Source organism: Lysobacter sp. TY2-98, assembly GCF_003367355.1.
Lineage (GTDB): Bacteria > Pseudomonadota > Gammaproteobacteria > Xanthomonadales > Xanthomonadaceae > Cognatilysobacter.
Genome location: NZ_CP031413.1, coordinates 272,237 through 288,003, shown reverse-complemented (window position 1 = coordinate 288,003; position 15,767 = coordinate 272,237). Strand labels below are relative to the sequence as shown.

At 68.6% G+C, this 15,767-nt stretch carries 14 protein-coding genes; 9 read left to right on the top strand and 5 right to left on the bottom strand.

The annotated features are described in order from the left end of the window. The first annotated feature begins 19 nt into the window (after nt 1–19). A complete protein-coding gene (locus DWG18_RS01415; protein ID WP_240318562.1) occupies nt 20–496 on the top strand; it encodes a hypothetical protein in 477 nt (158 codons plus the stop codon). 17 nt (nt 497–513) lie between these two features. Beyond that, the gene (locus tag DWG18_RS01410) at nt 514–924 is read left to right on the top strand and encodes a hypothetical protein (protein ID WP_115644730.1); all 411 of its coding nucleotides are present in this window, start codon (nt 514–516) and stop codon (nt 922–924) included. Nucleotides 925–943: 19 nt separating this feature from the next. Here DWG18_RS01410 and hrpA read toward each other — a convergent pair whose 3' ends face one another. Continuing rightward, nucleotides 944–5,095: an ATP-dependent RNA helicase HrpA gene (gene hrpA, locus DWG18_RS01405; RefSeq protein WP_255417417.1), complete on the bottom strand. Its 4,152-nt coding sequence runs from the start codon at nt 5,093–5,095 to the stop codon at nt 944–946. A gap of 98 nt (nt 5,096–5,193) precedes the next feature. Between hrpA and DWG18_RS01400 the strand changes: the two genes are divergently transcribed. Both DWG18_RS01400 and recQ read left to right on the top strand, forming a co-directional pair. After that, nucleotides 5,194–5,727, top strand: a complete 534-nt coding sequence (locus tag DWG18_RS01400) for a Dps family protein (RefSeq protein ID WP_115644729.1) — start codon at nt 5,194–5,196, stop codon at nt 5,725–5,727. Nucleotides 5,728–5,950: 223 nt separating this feature from the next. Then, nucleotides 5,951–7,762, top strand: a complete 1,812-nt coding sequence (gene recQ, locus DWG18_RS01395) for a DNA helicase RecQ (RefSeq protein WP_115647972.1) — start codon at nt 5,951–5,953, stop codon at nt 7,760–7,762. 12 nt (nt 7,763–7,774) lie between these two features. Here recQ and DWG18_RS01390 read toward each other — a convergent pair whose 3' ends face one another. Then, nucleotides 7,775–8,017 carry a hypothetical protein gene (locus DWG18_RS01390; RefSeq protein ID WP_115644728.1) on the bottom strand — a complete coding sequence of 81 codons (243 nt, stop codon included), beginning with the start codon at nt 8,015–8,017 and terminating at the stop codon, nt 7,775–7,777. Between the two features lie 266 nt (nt 8,018–8,283). On the opposite strand from DWG18_RS01390, the gene DWG18_RS01385 reads away from it, so the two are divergent. Further along, nucleotides 8,284–8,880 (top strand): NAD(P)H-dependent oxidoreductase, encoded by a 597-nt coding sequence (locus tag DWG18_RS01385; protein ID WP_115644727.1) that lies wholly within the window; start codon nt 8,284–8,286, stop codon nt 8,878–8,880. Nucleotides 8,881–8,887: 7 nt separating this feature from the next. Here the strand turns inward: DWG18_RS01385 and DWG18_RS01380 are convergent, their stop codons facing one another. Further along, a complete protein-coding gene (locus DWG18_RS01380; RefSeq protein WP_162823644.1) occupies nt 8,888–10,744 on the bottom strand; it encodes a M56 family metallopeptidase in 1,857 nt (618 codons plus the stop codon). Further along, nucleotides 10,737–11,126, bottom strand: coding sequence for a BlaI/MecI/CopY family transcriptional regulator (locus DWG18_RS01375; RefSeq protein ID WP_205289386.1), 390 nt, complete (start codon nt 11,124–11,126; stop codon nt 10,737–10,739). The genes DWG18_RS01380 and DWG18_RS01375 overlap by 8 nt, the downstream gene beginning before the upstream one ends. A gap of 363 nt (nt 11,127–11,489) precedes the next feature. Here DWG18_RS01375 and rnk point away from each other — a divergent pair, with 363 nt between their 5' ends. The 4 genes from rnk to azu all read left to right on the top strand — a co-directional run bounded on the left by rnk (nt 11,490) and on the right by azu (nt 14,319). Further along, nucleotides 11,490–11,897 (top strand): nucleoside diphosphate kinase regulator, encoded by a 408-nt coding sequence (rnk, locus tag DWG18_RS01370; protein WP_115644725.1) that lies wholly within the window; start codon nt 11,490–11,492, stop codon nt 11,895–11,897. Nucleotides 11,898–11,899: 2 nt separating this feature from the next. After that, the gene (locus tag DWG18_RS01365; RefSeq protein ID WP_115644724.1) at nt 11,900–12,208 is read left to right on the top strand and encodes a hypothetical protein; all 309 of its coding nucleotides are present in this window, start codon (nt 11,900–11,902) and stop codon (nt 12,206–12,208) included. A gap of 59 nt (nt 12,209–12,267) precedes the next feature. After that, a complete protein-coding gene (gene hemN / locus DWG18_RS01360) occupies nt 12,268–13,668 on the top strand; it encodes an oxygen-independent coproporphyrinogen III oxidase (RefSeq protein WP_115644723.1) in 1,401 nt (466 codons plus the stop codon). 195 nt (nt 13,669–13,863) lie between these two features. Next, a complete protein-coding gene (gene azu / locus DWG18_RS01355) occupies nt 13,864–14,319 on the top strand; it encodes an azurin (protein WP_115644722.1) in 456 nt (151 codons plus the stop codon). A 200-nt stretch (nt 14,320–14,519) separates the two neighbouring features. On the opposite strand, the gene DWG18_RS01350 is transcribed toward azu, so the two are convergent. Then, nucleotides 14,520–15,698 (bottom strand): sialidase family protein, encoded by a 1,179-nt coding sequence (locus DWG18_RS01350; protein WP_162823643.1) that lies wholly within the window; start codon nt 15,696–15,698, stop codon nt 14,520–14,522. Nucleotides 15,699–15,767 lie beyond the last annotated feature (69 nt).

Here is a 15,767-nt window from a genome sequence, read left to right as displayed (position 1 = left end):
GTTCATGGCTCCAGCTCGCATGCGTGCCCTCGTCCTCGCCGTCGCCCTCGCCTGCACCGGCGCGGCCGTCGCAGCGCAGCCACCGATCCAGCAGCAGATGTCGCCCGAGGAGTTCAAGGCCGCAGGCCTCGACAAGCTCTCGCCCGACGAACTCGCACACCTCAACACCTGGCTCGGCCGCACGATCGAAACAGAAACGGCGAAGGCCGCGGCCGGCGCGAAGAAGAAGGTCGAGGACGACAACCGCGGCTTCTTCAACTTCGGCTCGACCGATCCGATCAAGAGCGCGGTGACGGGTGAGTTCCGTGGCTTCGAGCAGGGTCGCACCTACACGCTCGACAATGGACAGGTCTGGCGCCAGATCGATTCGGCGACGCTCGCCGGCGTTCGCCTGACCCATCCCAACGTCACGATTTCGCCGAGCGTGATCGGCAACGCGTGGTACATGGCCGTGCAGGGATATGGCACGCGCGCCAAGGTCATGCGCGTCAAGTAAGCGCGCGCTGCGATCCGATGGGCACGACGCGCCCGCCGATCGCGGTGGGCATCGGACTGGTGATCGTCGCCGCCGGCATGGCGGCGCTGGTGCACGGACATCCCGAGCAACTGAAGGCGCCCGCCTGGGTGGTCTTCACCGCGCTCGGGTTGTTCGGACTCGCCGGCCGCTGCCTGGTCGGCCAGGCGTTGCGGCTCGAGGGCCTGGTGCGGTGGCTGGTCTGCGTGCTGCTCGGCGCAATGATCATCGTGCCCGGCTGGATCGCGTTCGGCAGTGGACCGCGTCAGTGCACGACGCTGGCGTTCGGCGCGCGGATCGCGACGTCTGAGGTCGTGTGCCGTGGCGCCTTCGGTGCGGGGGCACTGATCCTTGTGATCATGTTTGCAATCGCCGTGCGTGGCGCGGTGCGCGCAACGCCATCGCTCTGAGACTGCACTAACGCTGACGTCAGCGCGCCAACTGCGCCAGCCGTTGCGCGAGCTTCTTGGGCGACACCCCGCCACGCGCACCGAGTTCCTGCGCGAACAGCGAGACGCGCAGTTCCTCGAGGTCCTGGCGGAACTCCTGCCATGCGAGGTCGTCGGCATTCGCCGCTTCGAGCGCCTGAACGAACGGTCGAAGCTCGAGCATGCGCGCCTGGTCGCGTGCGGGATCGCGCAGCGCACGCTCGGCACGCAGTGAGAGCGCCTTGAGATAGCGCGGGTATTCGCGCAGTAGCGCCGCGGGCGTGTCACGCAGGAAGCCGGGCGGCGTCAGCGAGGCGAGATGCGCGCGCATGTCGTCGAGATTGCCGCTGGCCCAGCCCATCAGCGGTGCCTCGAGCCTGGCGCGCACATCGGCCACCGCGGTGAGAATCGCCTCGGCCTGACGCAGGCGGTCGGTTGCTTCGGCGAACAGGCGCTTGGCGACCTGCTCGCGGCGCGCATCGAACGCATCGGGATCGCGGATCGCGCCGAGTCCGTCGTCCGTCAACGCGTCGAATGCACCTTCCACGAGATCGAGACGCAGTCTGTCGCCTTCCTTGAGCGTGGCCGCTTCGCCGGTGCGCGGTGCCGCCGACTCGATCGCCGCGTACAGCAGCGCGGTCTTCGGCGATACCGGCAACTGCTTGCGCGCCTGACGCATGCGATCGACGAAGGCGAGGCGCAGCAGGCGGCGCACGCCAGCGGGATGCGCGCGCTCGGCTTCGACGCGCTGGGCGAACACGTGCAACGACGCGGTCGCGCCGTCGTCCTGCAATGCGGGGAACGCGGGAATGCCGCCGGCGCCCCGCACGCTGTCGGGAATGCGCGTGGCCGGGAAGGTCGCCAGCCCGTCCTGCGCGAGGCCGCTGGACGCCTTCTCCGCGAACGCGTCCGCGGCGAGCGCGCCGAAGCGATCGCGCAGATCGTCGAGATCGCGCGACTCCGCGAGCACGCGCCGGCCGTCACGATCGAGCAGGCGCAGGTTCGTCCGCAGATGTGCCTTGATCGACGCCGCGTCGAACTCCATCGCCATCACCTGCACGCCAGTGAGTTTCGACAGGAAACGCGCGAGCGTTCCGGTGATGTCGTCGGGTTCGGTGGGACGGCCGTTCGCCCACGCGCCGTGCGCCTCCGCGAACGCCTTGGCGAAATCCGGTGCAGGCACGAAGTTGCGCCGCTGCGCTTTCGGCAGCGAGCGAATGAGCGCGGCGGCCTTGTCGGCGACGAAGCCCGGCGCAAGCCACGACAGCTGCGGTGCATCGAGTGCGTTGAGCAGGTGCAGCGGCACCGCGATCGTCATGCCGTCATCGTCCGCGCCCGGCTCGAAGCGGTACTTCACCGCGAGCTGCACGTCGCCCATGCGCAGGAACGGCGGGAAGCGCGACGCGGTGGTCGCCTCGCCGATCATCAGGTCATCGAGCGACCACTCCAGCGCGGCCTTCTCGTTCGCCGGCAGCTTCGCGTACCACGCGTCCAGCGCCTGCGCGTTGTGCACGTGTGCGGGAAGCCGATCGAGGTACCACTGTGCCATCCATTCCTCGTCGACGACCAGGCCGGCGCGACGTTGTTTCGCTTCCTCCTCCTTGGCCTTCTGGTACGTCGCGAGGTTCTTCTTCAGGAACACCGAACGTGTATTGATCTCGCCGGTGACCAGCGCATCGCGCGCGAAGATCACCCGGCTCTCCTCGGGGAACAGCGCGCCGTAGTGGATCGGTCGTTTCGGCGCGAGCACGAGACCGAACAGCGAGATCTGTTCGCTGCCGATGACGCGCCCCTGCGAGCGCGACCAGCGCGGATCGCTCTGCCGGCGCGCAAGCAGGTGCGGCAGTTCGTCGATGGCCCATTGCGGCTCGATCGACGCGTTCGTCAGCGCCCACACGCGCTCGGTGTCGAGCAGCGTGGCGGACAGTACCCACGGCGGCGGTTTTTTCGCCAGCGACGACCCGGGAAACAGCTGGAATTTGCGACCGCGTGGGCCGTCGTAGCCGCGATCGGTGCGCTGGCCGACTTGCGTCGGCAGACCGGCGAGGATTGCGCGGTGCAACTTGGTGAAGTGATGTGCGGCCGCTTTGCCGCTGTCGGCCGCCATCTCCGCGTCGCCGCTCGCTGGTGACGAGGAGGCGCCGACCGCTGCCGCTGCCGCTGCGGGCGCGGAAGTTGGCTGGCTTCGCGCGGCGACGGGCAACCCCCCGTGGCTGCGCGTCGGCCGCGCCGCCTTGTCACGATTCGCTGCACGCGGCGACGCGAGCCCCGCACTCGTCACCGGCGCATCGGCACGGCCCGCCGACCAGCCCAGTTCCTCCGCCATCAGCTTCAGCTGACGGTGCAGCTCACGCCATTCGCGCATGCGCAGAAAGCCGAGGAAGTGCTTCTCGCACCACGCGCGCAGCTTGGACTGGGTGAGGTCGGCATGCGCCGTCTCGTACGCGTCCCACAGCTTGAGGATGCCGACGAACTCCGAACGCGTGTCGGCGAATTCGGCATGCGCGTTGTCCGCGGCGGCGCGCTGGTCCGACGGACGCTCGCGCGGATCCTGGATACCGAGGAACGCGGCGATCACCAGCAACTCGCGCAGCACGCCGTGCGCGTTGGCGGCGACGAGCATGCGCGCCAGCTTGACGTCGACCGGCATGCGCGCCATCAGACGACCGATCTCGGTCAGCTTGCGATCGACGTCGACCGCACCGAGCTCGGCGAGCTGTTGCCAGCCATCCGCGATCGCGCGCGGGTCCGGCGGTTCGAGGAACGGGAAATCCTCGATGCGCCCGAGGCCGAGCGCGAGCATGCGCAGGATCACGCCCGCAAGTGCGGCGCGACGGATTTCGGGGTCGGTGAACTCCGGGCGCGACTGGAAATCGGCCTCGGCATACAGGCGATAGCAGGTGCCTTCCGAGACGCGGCCGCATCGACCCATGCGCTGGTTCGCACTGGCCTGACTGACCGGCTCGATGTGCAGGCGGTCGAGCTTGGCGCGCGGGCTGTAGCGCTTGACGCGCGCCAAGCCGGGATCGACGACGTAGCGGATGCGCGGCACCGTCAGCGACGTCTCGGCGACGTTGGTCGCGAGCACGATGCGGCGCTGCGGGCCGGGATTAAAGACGCGATCCTGGTCGCGCGCACTCAGACGCGCATACAGCGGCAGCACTTCGGTGTGGCGGTACTTGCGACGCTCCAGCGCCTGGTGCGCGTCCCGGATCTCACGCTCGCCCGGAAGGAAGATCAGCACGTCGCCGCGTGCATCCTCGGAGCTGATTTCGTCGCAGGCCGCGACGATGGCTTCGTTGACGGTGCGCGCGCCATCGCGCGAGGACTCGTCCGCCAACGGCGCGCGCCGCGTCCGCGACGTGGCGTCGGACTCGCCTTCGAGTGGGCGATAGCGAACCGACACCGGATAGCCGCGTCCTTCGACGCTCACCACGGGCGCATTCTGGAAATGCGCGGCGAAGCGTGCGGTATCGATCGTCGCGGAGGTGATGATGACCTTGAGGTCTTTCCGACGCTGCAGCAGCTGCTTCAGATAACCGAGCAGGAAATCGATGTTGAGCGAGCGCTCGTGCGCTTCGTCGATGAGCAGCGTGTCGTAGCGCGACAGCCAGCGGTCGGACTGGATTTCCGCGAGCAGGATGCCGTCGGTCATGAACTTGACCACGGTGTCCTCGCCGACGTTGTCGGTGAAGCGCACCTGGTAGCCGACCGCGCCACCCATCGGCACCTTCAGTTCTTCGGCAACGCGACGCGCCACTGCGCGTGCGGCGATCCGGCGCGGCTGCGTACAACCGATCATGCCGGCGACGCCACGCCCGGCCGCGATGCAGAGCTTCGGGATCTGCGTGGTCTTACCCGAACCGGTCTCGCCAGCGATCACCACGACCGGGTGTTCACGGATCAGGTCGACAATGCGCTCGGCCTCCGCCGCGATCGGCAATGCCGCGTCGACGGTCGCGGTCGGCAGGTTGCGCGCGCGGGCCTCGCGTTGCGCTACCGACGCCGCGAGCGCACGCTCGAAGGCATCGCGACGGGCGATGTCGCCAGGTGACTGGTTCCAGCGCATCCAGAGGCCGTGCAGACGGCCGCGATCACGCGTCATCGCGTCATCGAGGCGGCGGCGCGCGAGCGGGAGGTCACGCGGATCGATAGAGGGCGTGGATCGGTTCAAGACGAAATTTCGATTTCACAACGGCCGGGCGGCTCCCTATTTTGGCGGGAGTCACGGCAAGACGTCGGAGAAGGCAGATGCAGAAGGAAACCGGGAAGAACGGCAATGGCGGCGTGCAGGTCGCCGGCAGCATGCCCGCAGTGAATATCGGGATCGAGGAAGACGATCGCAAGGCGGTCGCCGAAGGCCTGTCGCGCTACCTGTCCGACGCGTTCACGCTGTACCTCAAGACCCATAACTTCCACTGGAACGTGACGGGCCAGATGTTCAATGCGCTGCACGTGATGTTCGAGACGCAGTACACCGAGCAGTGGGCGGCGCTCGACGACATCGCCGAGCGCATCCGCGCCCTGGGCTTCAACGCGCCGGGCTCGTACGCGGAGTTCATCCGCCTGAGCTCGCTGCCGGAGGAGCCCGGCCTGACGGAGACAGTGGACTGGCGCGAGATGGTGCGCCAGCTGGTGACCGGCAACGAAGGCGTCTGCCGCACCGCGCGAACCGTGCTCAAGCGGGCCGATGATGCCGGCGACGATCCGACCGTCGACCTCATGACCCAGCGCCTGCAGACGCACGAGAAGTACGCGTGGATGCTGCGTTCGCTGCTGCAGTGAACGAGCTGAACGGATCACGCGAGGGGCCGGCGCAATGCCGGCCCCTCTTTATTTGCATGGTCGCGGCCGCGTCGCGACGGTGCGACCTGCCCTGCCTATCGGCGCCGCTTCAGTCCCTGAGACCCGAAGACCGGATAATTCCCACGCCGGAACGCGTCGCGCTCCGCTAGGCGGCTCGATGTCGCGACCCCATCTTTCCGTCACGACCGAAGCCGCCCCCGCGATGCCCGACACCGCCCTCGACCTCCTCCACCGCATCTTCGGCCACACGGCCTTCCGCGGTGAGCAGGCGCACATCGTCGACCACGTCGCCCAGGGCGGCGACGCACTCGTGCTGATGCCCACCGGCGGCGGCAAGTCGATCTGCTACCAGATCCCCGCGCTTCTGCGCGACGGCGTGGCGATCGTGGTCTCGCCGCTGATCGCGCTGATGCAGGACCAGGTGGAGGCGCTGCGCCAGGTCGGCGTGCGCGCCGCGTATCTCAATTCGACGCTCGACGCCGAGACCGCAGCGATGATCGAGCGCCAGCTGCTGCAGGGGGAACTCGATCTTCTGTACGTCGCGCCGGAGCGCCTGCTCACCGGGCGCTTCCTGTCGCTGCTCGATCGCGCGCAACTCGGGCTGTTCGCCATCGACGAGGCGCACTGCGTCTCGCAGTGGGGCCACGACTTCCGCCCCGAATATCGCCAGCTCACGGTGCTGCACGAGCGCTGGCCCGACGTGCCGCGCATCGCGCTCACCGCGACGGCCGATGCACCGACGCGGCGCGAGATCGTCGAACGCCTCGCACTCGAGGACGCGAAGCAGTTCGTCAGTTCGTTCGATCGGCCCAACATCCGCTACACCGTCGTGCCCAAGGACGGCGGCGGCACGCGCCAGTTGCTGGACTTCCTCGCGCGGCATCCGGGCCAGAGCGGCATCGTCTACGCGTTCTCGCGCAAGCGTGTCGAATCGGTGGCGGAACAGCTGTGCAAGGCCGGCATGAAGGCGCTGGCGTACCACGCCGGCATGGACGCTTCCATCCGCGCGGCCAACCAGCGTCGTTTCCTGCAGGAAGACGGCATCGTGATGGTCGCGACCATCGCATTCGGCATGGGCATCGACAAACCCGACGTGCGCTTCGTCGCGCATGTCGATCTGCCGAAGTCGGTTGAAGGTTATTACCAGGAGACTGGCCGCGCGGGCCGCGACGGCGGCGCGTCGGAGGCGTGGTTGAGCTACGGGCTCGGCGACGTCGTCAGCCTGCGGCAGATGGTCGAACAGGGCGAGGCGGGCGAAGAGCGCAAGCGCCTCGAGCTGCGCAAGCTCGACGCATTGCTCGGCTACTGCGAAAGCACCGACTGCCGACGCCAGGCGCTGCTGCGCTGGTTCGGGGAAGAGCGCGCGGGCGGCTGCGGCAATTGCGATAACTGCCTGTCGCCACCCGAGAGCTGGGACGGCACGGAAGCCTCGCGCAAGGCGCTGTCGGCGATCTACCGCACCGGGCAGCGCTTCGGCGTCGGTCATCTCGTCGATGTCTTGCGTGGAGTCCGTACCGACAAGGTCGCGCAGTTCCGCCACGACGTGTTGAGCGTGTTCGGTGTCGGCAAGGACCTTGATGACCGCCAGTGGCGCAGCGTGTTCCGCCAGCTGATGGCGGGCGGGTTCGTCGATGTGGACGTCGAGCATTTCGGCGCGCTGCGCCTGACCGAAGCTGCGCGTCCGCTGCTCCGCGGCGAGACGACGGTGCGCTTTCGCACCGAACCGAAGGCGGCGGTGCGTTCGCGTCGCGATCGCCGCACCTCCGAAGCGGAAGCATTCGACCTGGATCCCGCATCGCTGGCGCGTTTCCAGGCGCTGCGCGAATGGCGCGCGCAGACCGCGCGAGAGCAGAACGTGCCGGCCTACGTGATCTTCCACGACGCCACGTTGCGCGCGATCGCCGAGGGCGACCCCGCCGATCTCGACGAACTCGCACGCATCCCGGGCATCGGCAGCAGCAAGCTCGACCGCTACGGCGAGGCGGTGCTGCAGCAGCTGTTCGACGCGGCCTGACGCCACGTCACCTCACGCCGTCAGCGGATCCACACCGGGCCAGCTGCGCAACAAGGCCTCGTCCGCGCCACGCGCGACCGCATAGCCGTTGAGGCCGATGTCGAGCACGAGCGCGTCACCGAGCGTCGCGAGTTCGCGATCGACGGTGCGGATGTAACGCAGGCCGCCGGGCGCGAGCACCGGCACGTCGGGCGCGAACCGTGCGGGCACCACGACCAGCGCACCATCGCTGCGTCGGTACAGATCGAGCTTCACGGTCGTTCCCTTGAGCGACGAGGGGACCGTACTGGTATCCCGGCCCGGCAGGCTATCGGGGGAAACCCCTGTGCGGCTGAACGGTCATGGCGGACGGGACCGGTGGCGACCTCCGCCAGACGGACGGTCGGCGGCACCCCATGCGCCATCGTCACGACGAAAGCAGCCGCACGCCAACCGGCCGCGCAGCGCGACGGTGGATTCGTAAGGCGCGCCGCATCTTGCGACGGCGTGGCACGCTCGACGTTTCACCACGGGAGCCGCTCATGCCTGCCCCTCGCATCGTCGTCCTGCCCGGCTCGAACCGCACCGGCTCCTTCAACCGTCGACTCGAAGCGCTGGTGGTGCGCGAACTGCGTGCCAAGGGCGCGGACGTGGTCGATGTCGACCTGCGCGACTACGCGATGCCGCTGTACGACGGCGATCTCGAAGCCGAACACGGCGTACCGGAACCCGCACGCCGGCTGCACGCGCTATTCCGCACCGCCGCGGGCGTGTTCATCGTCACGCCGGAATACAACGCGAGCATTCCGCCGCTGACCAAGAACACCATCGACTGGATTTCGCGCGTGCGCGAGGACGGCGGCATCCCCGCCGCGTTCGGCGGCCCGGTTTTCGCGCTGGCGGCAGCGTCGCCGGGCGGCCTGGGCGGCTATCGCGGGCTGATGGCGCTGCGGCAGTCGCTCGAGCTCGGGTTGGGCGCGAGCGTGCTGCCATCGATGGTGTCAGTCGCGCGCGCCATGGAAGCCTTCGACGCGGCGGGCGACCTGCTGTCGCCCGCGCACGTGCAGAGCCTGGAACGCACGGTCGCCGCCCTGCTCGCCGCTGCGGAAGCACGCATGCCGCGCGTCCCGCCGGCGTAACGCTTCGTCAGCGCGTTTCGATCGGCTGCGCGAGACCGCGCGACATCGCTTCGTCGATCAGCGCGTCGGTCTTGCGCCGCGCGGCCGCGGTCTCGACGCGCATGCGCTGCTCGAGGGGCTTCATCTGCTGCTCGAGTTCGTGCATCGGCTTCGACGCTTCGGCCATGCGGCGCTCGTAATCCGCCATCGGCGCGGCGGCGAGCTTGGCCTGCGTCGAAATGATCGCGCTCTGGCGATCCATCTCGCCCTGCAGCTTCTGCAGGCGTGCGGCGAGCGTGGCGTCGCTGTCCGCGAGCGCTGCCTGCGCCGCGAGACGCCCGTATTCGTTCGCCGCCTTGTTCAATGCGATTTCGGCATCGGCCATCGCCTGGCTGCGTTCGGGATTGTTCGCTTCGGCGCTCATGGACTGGCCGATGCGGTTCATGACCTCGCCCTGCTGGTTCATGCGATCACCCAGCGCGCTCATCTGCTCGCCGATCGCCTGCGTGTCGCGCCAGGCCGCGTTGACGCGAGCGATGAGACCTGGATCCGTCACACGATAGCGCCGGCCGTTGCGATCGAACGTCATCGCATCGTCGCCCACATTGAGCGAACCGAGATCCGGTACGTGCGCGGAGGCCACCGTTTTCATCGCGTCAGTCTGCGCGAGCATCGCGTGTTCGACGGTACGTTCGATCTCGTGCTCGTCGTCGCGCGTCACGATGTCGTGGTCGCGACTCGGCGACGGATCTCGCGCGATCGATGCGCTCGCCGCGTCGGCTGCGGCCTGTGCATTCGCTGCCGGCGCGAGTACGGGACCGGACACCGCGACGGGCGCAGGCAATGCACGCGCGGCGGGCGCGGTGGCAACAATCGGCGTTGTCGACGTGGCAGGAGCAGCCCCCTGCGGCGCGACGCTGGCCTGCGCATACACCGCAAGGCCGAGCCCGACGAGCGCGATGACGGGAATGGCGAGACGACCACCAGCGGCGGGCGTCGCGGGACGCAGCAGGTTCTGGATGCGCGGCATGAGTTCGCCTCCTCGGGCGGCAAGAGCGGCACGTGGCAGGGGCGCCGCGTGGAGTTCGGAGAGTTCGGACAGCGCGACCGCCAGACGGCGCGGCTCGCCGATCGCTTCGGCGGCGAGCGCATCGGCGATGAGTTCACGTTCGGCGCGCACGCGGCGCGACAGCCACCACACGACCGGGTGATAGAACAGCAGCGCCTCGACGACGGCCTGCAGCAGGTTGACCAGGTAGTCGTGGCGACGGATGTGCGCGAGTTCGTGCGCGAGCAGCGCTTCGACCAGCGCGACCGGCATGCGCGTCGCGAGCGCCGCCGGCATCAGCACCGCCGGCTTCCACCAGCCGGCGGTGATGGGCGATGCGAGATCGTCGACGAATCGCAGCGTCACGCCCCGCGGCAGATGCATGCGGCCGGCGAGCGCATCGACCCGGTCCTGCCAGACACCGTGCAGGTCGCATTGCGCGTGACGGCGCAGGCGTTCGATCCACGCGAGGCCGGCCAGCGTGCGCGCGCCGAACATCACCGCGCCGCCGGCCCAGATCGCGACCAGCCACGGCATCAGCGCATCGAACATCGCCGTCGGCGAGGTCGACACGGTATCGACGCCCCGCGCGGCGATCGCACGGACAACGACATCGCCGACCGGCGCCACGTCGGACACGCGCATCATGGTCGCGATCGGCGCGAGCACGCAGGCCAGCATCGCGATGCAGCCGACGAGGTAGCGCGCCTGCGGTCGAGAGCGACGCATGGCAGCGAGCAGTACCGCCGCGGCGACGCCGATCAGCGCGCCCTGCCAGAGGAAATGCACGAGTGCGCGCCCGAGCAGCGGCACGGCGTCGATCCAGGCCTCACTCATCACCGGTCTCCCGCAGGTAACGACGGATTTCCTCGCGCTCTTCGGCGGATACATGCACCTTCAGAGCCGCCATCACCAGATCCTTGCCGGAGCCGGCGAACGCGCGCTGGATGAGGTCTCCGAGGAGGCCGGTGCGCAGCGCGTCGGGTTTCTGCACCGCGCTGTAGACGTGGGAGCGCTGGCTCTCGTCGCGCAGCAGCAGGCCCTTGCCGTGCATGACCTGCATCAGCCGCAGCACCGTCGCGTAGGTGATGTCCGGCCGCTCGGCCTGACGCGCGCGGTGCACGTTCTTCACCGTCGCCGGGCCGAGAGTCCACAGCACGCGCAGTAGCTCGAGTTCGGCGGGTGTGGGCTTGGGCAGCTTGCGGCGGGCTTCGGACACGGGCGGACTCGCGGGGATCGTGCGGCGATGCTGCATCGACTAGACCGGCTTGTCTAGACCATCTTGTCTAGGTCATTGGTCATGAGCCGACGGGCGGTCCGTTGGGCTCGACGGGTCAGTCGGCAACAGCTGCTTGGTTGCTGGCCGTTGCGTGTTGTCGCGCACGCGTTGCCTCGTGCTGCGTCGCAAAACCTCACGCCCGATGCGCGCGCTGTCGCATCGCCCACCGCATGCACGACGCGTTGTTGTGCGCGATCTGAACATCCGCTGTCGCCGAGCCACGCGATCGATTGACCCCACGCGCGATGCGCACCTACGGTTCGCGCTCATTCGTCGTTCGCCGCGCACCACTCGGGAGCCGCCATGGACACGCCGCGCCTGATCATGTCCGTTCGTGACGCCACGCGACTGGAAGCGATGCTCGCATCGCCCATGTTCGCCGGCACTGATGGTGCGGAGCGTCTCGAGAACGAGATCGCGCGGGCCGACGTGCGCGAAGCGCAGGACGTTCCGGCCGACGTCGTCACCATGAATTCGAGCGTCGTCGTCGAGGACGAAAGCACCGGCACCGCGCGCACCGTACGCGTGGTGTATCCCGACGTCGCCGCCGCCTCGCCGCTTTACGTCTCCGTGCTCGCACCGGTCGGCGCCGCACTGCTCGGCCTGCGCGCGGGCGATGCGATCGACTGGCAGATGCCGGGTGGCCGCACGTCGCGTCTGCGCGTCAAGGAAGTGCTCTACCAGCCCGAAGCCGCCGGCCTGCCGGAGTAGGCGTGTTCCCCCGTTTCCTGCATCACCTGCATGCGTCGACGGTGCGGGTCACTGGCACGGTCGCGGCCGAAGGCGTCTGCGCCGAACGCGCGATGCCCGATGCACACTGGACCGCGCGCGTGCGACTGGCGCCGTGGTCGCGCCCCGGCTGCGCGCCGACACACGAAGCGCTGCATCTCACCCTGACCACCACGCCGCACGAGCTGCAGGAGTTGCAGCGCGACTGGGCACCCGGCACGGCGGTGCACGCCATCGTGCGCATCCGCGGCGGCACGTTGCAGGGCGAGCTGGTGCGACGCGTCAGCAGCTGACGCGCCGCGATTGATCCGGATCAAGTCCGCATGCGGGCCGGCTCGATAGCGTGTCGTCCGTGGCTACGAACGACGCCTCCATCGACCGCGAACTGCTCGAGCGCTACGACCGCCCGGGCCCCCGCTACACCTCCTACCCGACGGCCCCGCAGTTCCGCGAGGGTTTCGGCGAATCCGACCTGCGCGCCGCCATCGACGCCAGCAACGGCGATCCGATCCCTCGTCGCCTGTCGGTCTATGTGCACGTGCCGTTCTGCACGAGCCCGTGCTTCTACTGCGGCTGCAACCGCGTCATCACGCGCGATCGCACACGCGGCGATGTCTACCTGGCGCGGCTGTATCGCGAGATCACGCTCGTGGCTCAGCTGTTCGACCGCGACCGCGACGTCATCCAGCTGCATTTCGGCGGTGGCACGCCCAACTTCCTGTCGACCGACCAGCTACGCGAGTGCGTGGATCGCTTGCAGCGGCAGTTCCGCGTGTCCGACGCGCCCGATCGCGACATTTCGATCGAACTCGATCCGCGTTTCATCACGCCGGCGGAGGTGGCCGAACTCGCGTGCGCGGGCTTCAATCGCGCGAGTCTGGGCGTGCAGGATTTCGATCCGGCCGTGCAGCGCGCGGTCAATCGCATCCAGGGCGTCGACGAGACGCGCGCGGTGGTCGAGGCCTGTCGCGAGAACGGCGTCCGCTCGGTCAACATCGACCTGATCTACGGCCTGCCCCGGCAGACGCTGCACGGCTTCGGCCAGACGCTCGACGACGTGCTTGCCATGCGGGCCGATCGACTCGCGGTGTACAGCTACGCACACCTGCCCGACCTGTTCCGCCCGCAACGCCAGGTCAACGCCACCGATCTGCCGTCGCCCGACACGAAGCTTTCGCTGCTGATGCTCGCCATCCAGCGCCTGACGCAGGCCGGCTACGTCTACATCGGCATGGATCACTTCGCGCTGCCCGACGACGACCTCGCGCAGGCGCAGGCGCGCGGCTGCTTGCATCGCAATTTCATGGGTTACACCACGCATGCCGACAGCGACCTCATTGGCCTTGGCGTGAGCGCGATCAGCCACATCGGCGACACCTTCAGCCAGAACCCGCGCGATCTCGCGAGCTGGGAAATCGCACTCGACGACGGCCGCCTGCCGGTGTTCCGCGGACTGCATCTGTCCGACGACGACCGGCTGCGCGCCGACCTCATCCAGACACTGATGTGCCAGGGAAAGATTCAGATCGGTGCCCTCGAGCGCCGCTATGGCATCCGCTTCGGCGACTACTTCCGCTCGAGCATGGCGAAGCTCGCGCCGCTGGAGGCCGACGGGCTCGTGAAGCTGGATAGCGATGGGATCCGCGCGACCGCGCAGGGGCGCATGCTCCTGCGCAACATCGCGATGTGCTTCGACGCCTATCTGGACAAGGCGGCCGCCGTTGCCCGCCCGCGCTTCTCGCGCGCGATTTGACATGGGGGGCGTCGCGTTAATGCGCGCGCGAAGCAGGCCGCAGCCGAGACGATCAGCAACTCATCGCAGCGGCGTGTTGTCGCATCCTGAATCATGCTCCAGGCCGCTTTCCGATTTGACCCGAATCAACATGCGACGCGCCGTTTGCGCGCACCATGCGCACGCGCCCTCCCTGCGAATCCCACGGAGTCCATCATGAAAACCATGCACGTCCTGCTCGCGACCACGCTCGTCGGTCTTGCAGGCGCCGCCACAGCGGCGCCGAACTGCACGATCGCGCTCAAGGCGAATGATCAAATGCAGTTCGACCAGAAAGCCGCCACGGTATCGGCCGCCTGCCCCACCATCACCATCACGTTGAAGCACACGGGCACGTTGCCCATCACCTCGATGGGCCACGACGTCGTGATCACCAAGACGGCCGACATGCCGGCCGTCGCGGCCGCCGGCATGGCTGCAGGCGCCGCCGCTCACTATCTGCCGAAGGGCGACGCGCGCATCATCGCCGCGACGCCGATGGTCGGCGGTGGTGCGAGCACCAAGACGACCTTCCCCGGCAAGAAGCTCACCGCCGGCGGTGCGTACTCCTTCTTCTGCTCCTTCCCCGGCCACAGCGCGATCATGAAGGGCACGCTGACGGTCACGAAGTAGGCCGCGCCTCCACGCAGCAAACTCGACGGCGAAGGATCTTCCTTCGCCGTTTTTTTTTTGCGTGCATGCACCTCGCCGAAGCGTGGCCGCGCACTTCCGTCCGCACTACGCGCCGTGCAGTCGTGGGACGCGAGCATCCGCGGCTTTCTCTCGCCCCGCGCGGCGCGTGTGTGTGCAGCCTGGACAGCGTCGCTCGCGCGTCACTGCACCGGCATCGTCGCTCCGTGCAATACCGGATGACCGTCGTGGACGTCCGTCCACACCGCGTGCAGCGTGCCGTCCGATACAACCAGTCGCGGCCAACCGGTGGCGCGGCCGCGTCCGGCGAGCGTCGCTGCGATCATCGTTCGATCGGGCGCCGCAGCAGCTGTCGGCACATGCGCGAGATGCAACGCCTGCGCCTCCGATGCTTCGGTCAGCCACGCGACCCATGCACCGGTCGCGTCGAGCGCGACGTCGACACGGCCCTGCACGTCGGCGGCCGACGCGAGGTCGATCGAATCGCCGAAGGTCGCGCCGCCATCCGCGCTGCGCGCGAAACGCACGGTCGGGGTGTCGCCGCGCATCGTGTACCAGGCAACGGAAACATCGCGCGCATCACCCGCAATCGCCGGACCATTCACCGGACACGCCGGCATCCGCCAGTTGTCGACGTGCACGAGTGTCGGTGACGACCAGCGCTTTCCCGCGTGTGTGAGCAGCGCGATGTCGCGAATCTCGCCTGGCGCACGATCGCGATAGACCAGGCGCGGGCCATCGGCGAGCACGGCGACATCGGTCTGGCAACAGTCGCAGGTCGCCGTGTCGATGACCGACTCGTCGTGACGCGCGAGCTGCGCGTCGAACACCGCGGTGCGCAGCATGGTGGCGTGCTCGGGTCCGGCGTCGTGCATGCCGCCGTGTCCGCCGCTGCCGTGCATCGCGTGCATGTCGTGAGCGTGTTCGCCGCCGGTTTCACGCCCGTCGAGCCATGCGACCCCGAGCGAAGCCGGCCCGTCCGCCCACAACGACGCGAAACCGTGTTCCGTCGCGGTGCCATCGGTGTTCACCGGTGCCGGCGCCGACCAGGTCAGGCCCCCGTTGGCCGACCGCGCGATCACGATGTCGCGCGCGTGGCCGCTGCCGCGCTTGCGCAGCCACGTCGCCCACAGCGCGCCATCCGGTGTCTGCCGCAGGTGCGGCGTGTCGGCACCGTTGCCGATGCCCTCGCCCTGCGCGATCGACTGCGGCGCGCTCCAGCGCCCGTCGCGCCATCGCGAGAACCACAGCCGTTGCATGTCACCGGTCTGCTCGATCCATGACATCAGCAACGAGCCGTCGGGTGTGACGGCAAGGTCGGGTTGCTGCGCCGCGTCGATCGGCAAGGTCCAGGGCGACATCGCGACCGCGCTTCGCGGCGCTGTCCTGGTCGCCGGCGTCGTTGCGGTGGGCGTCGACGTCGCAGCCGT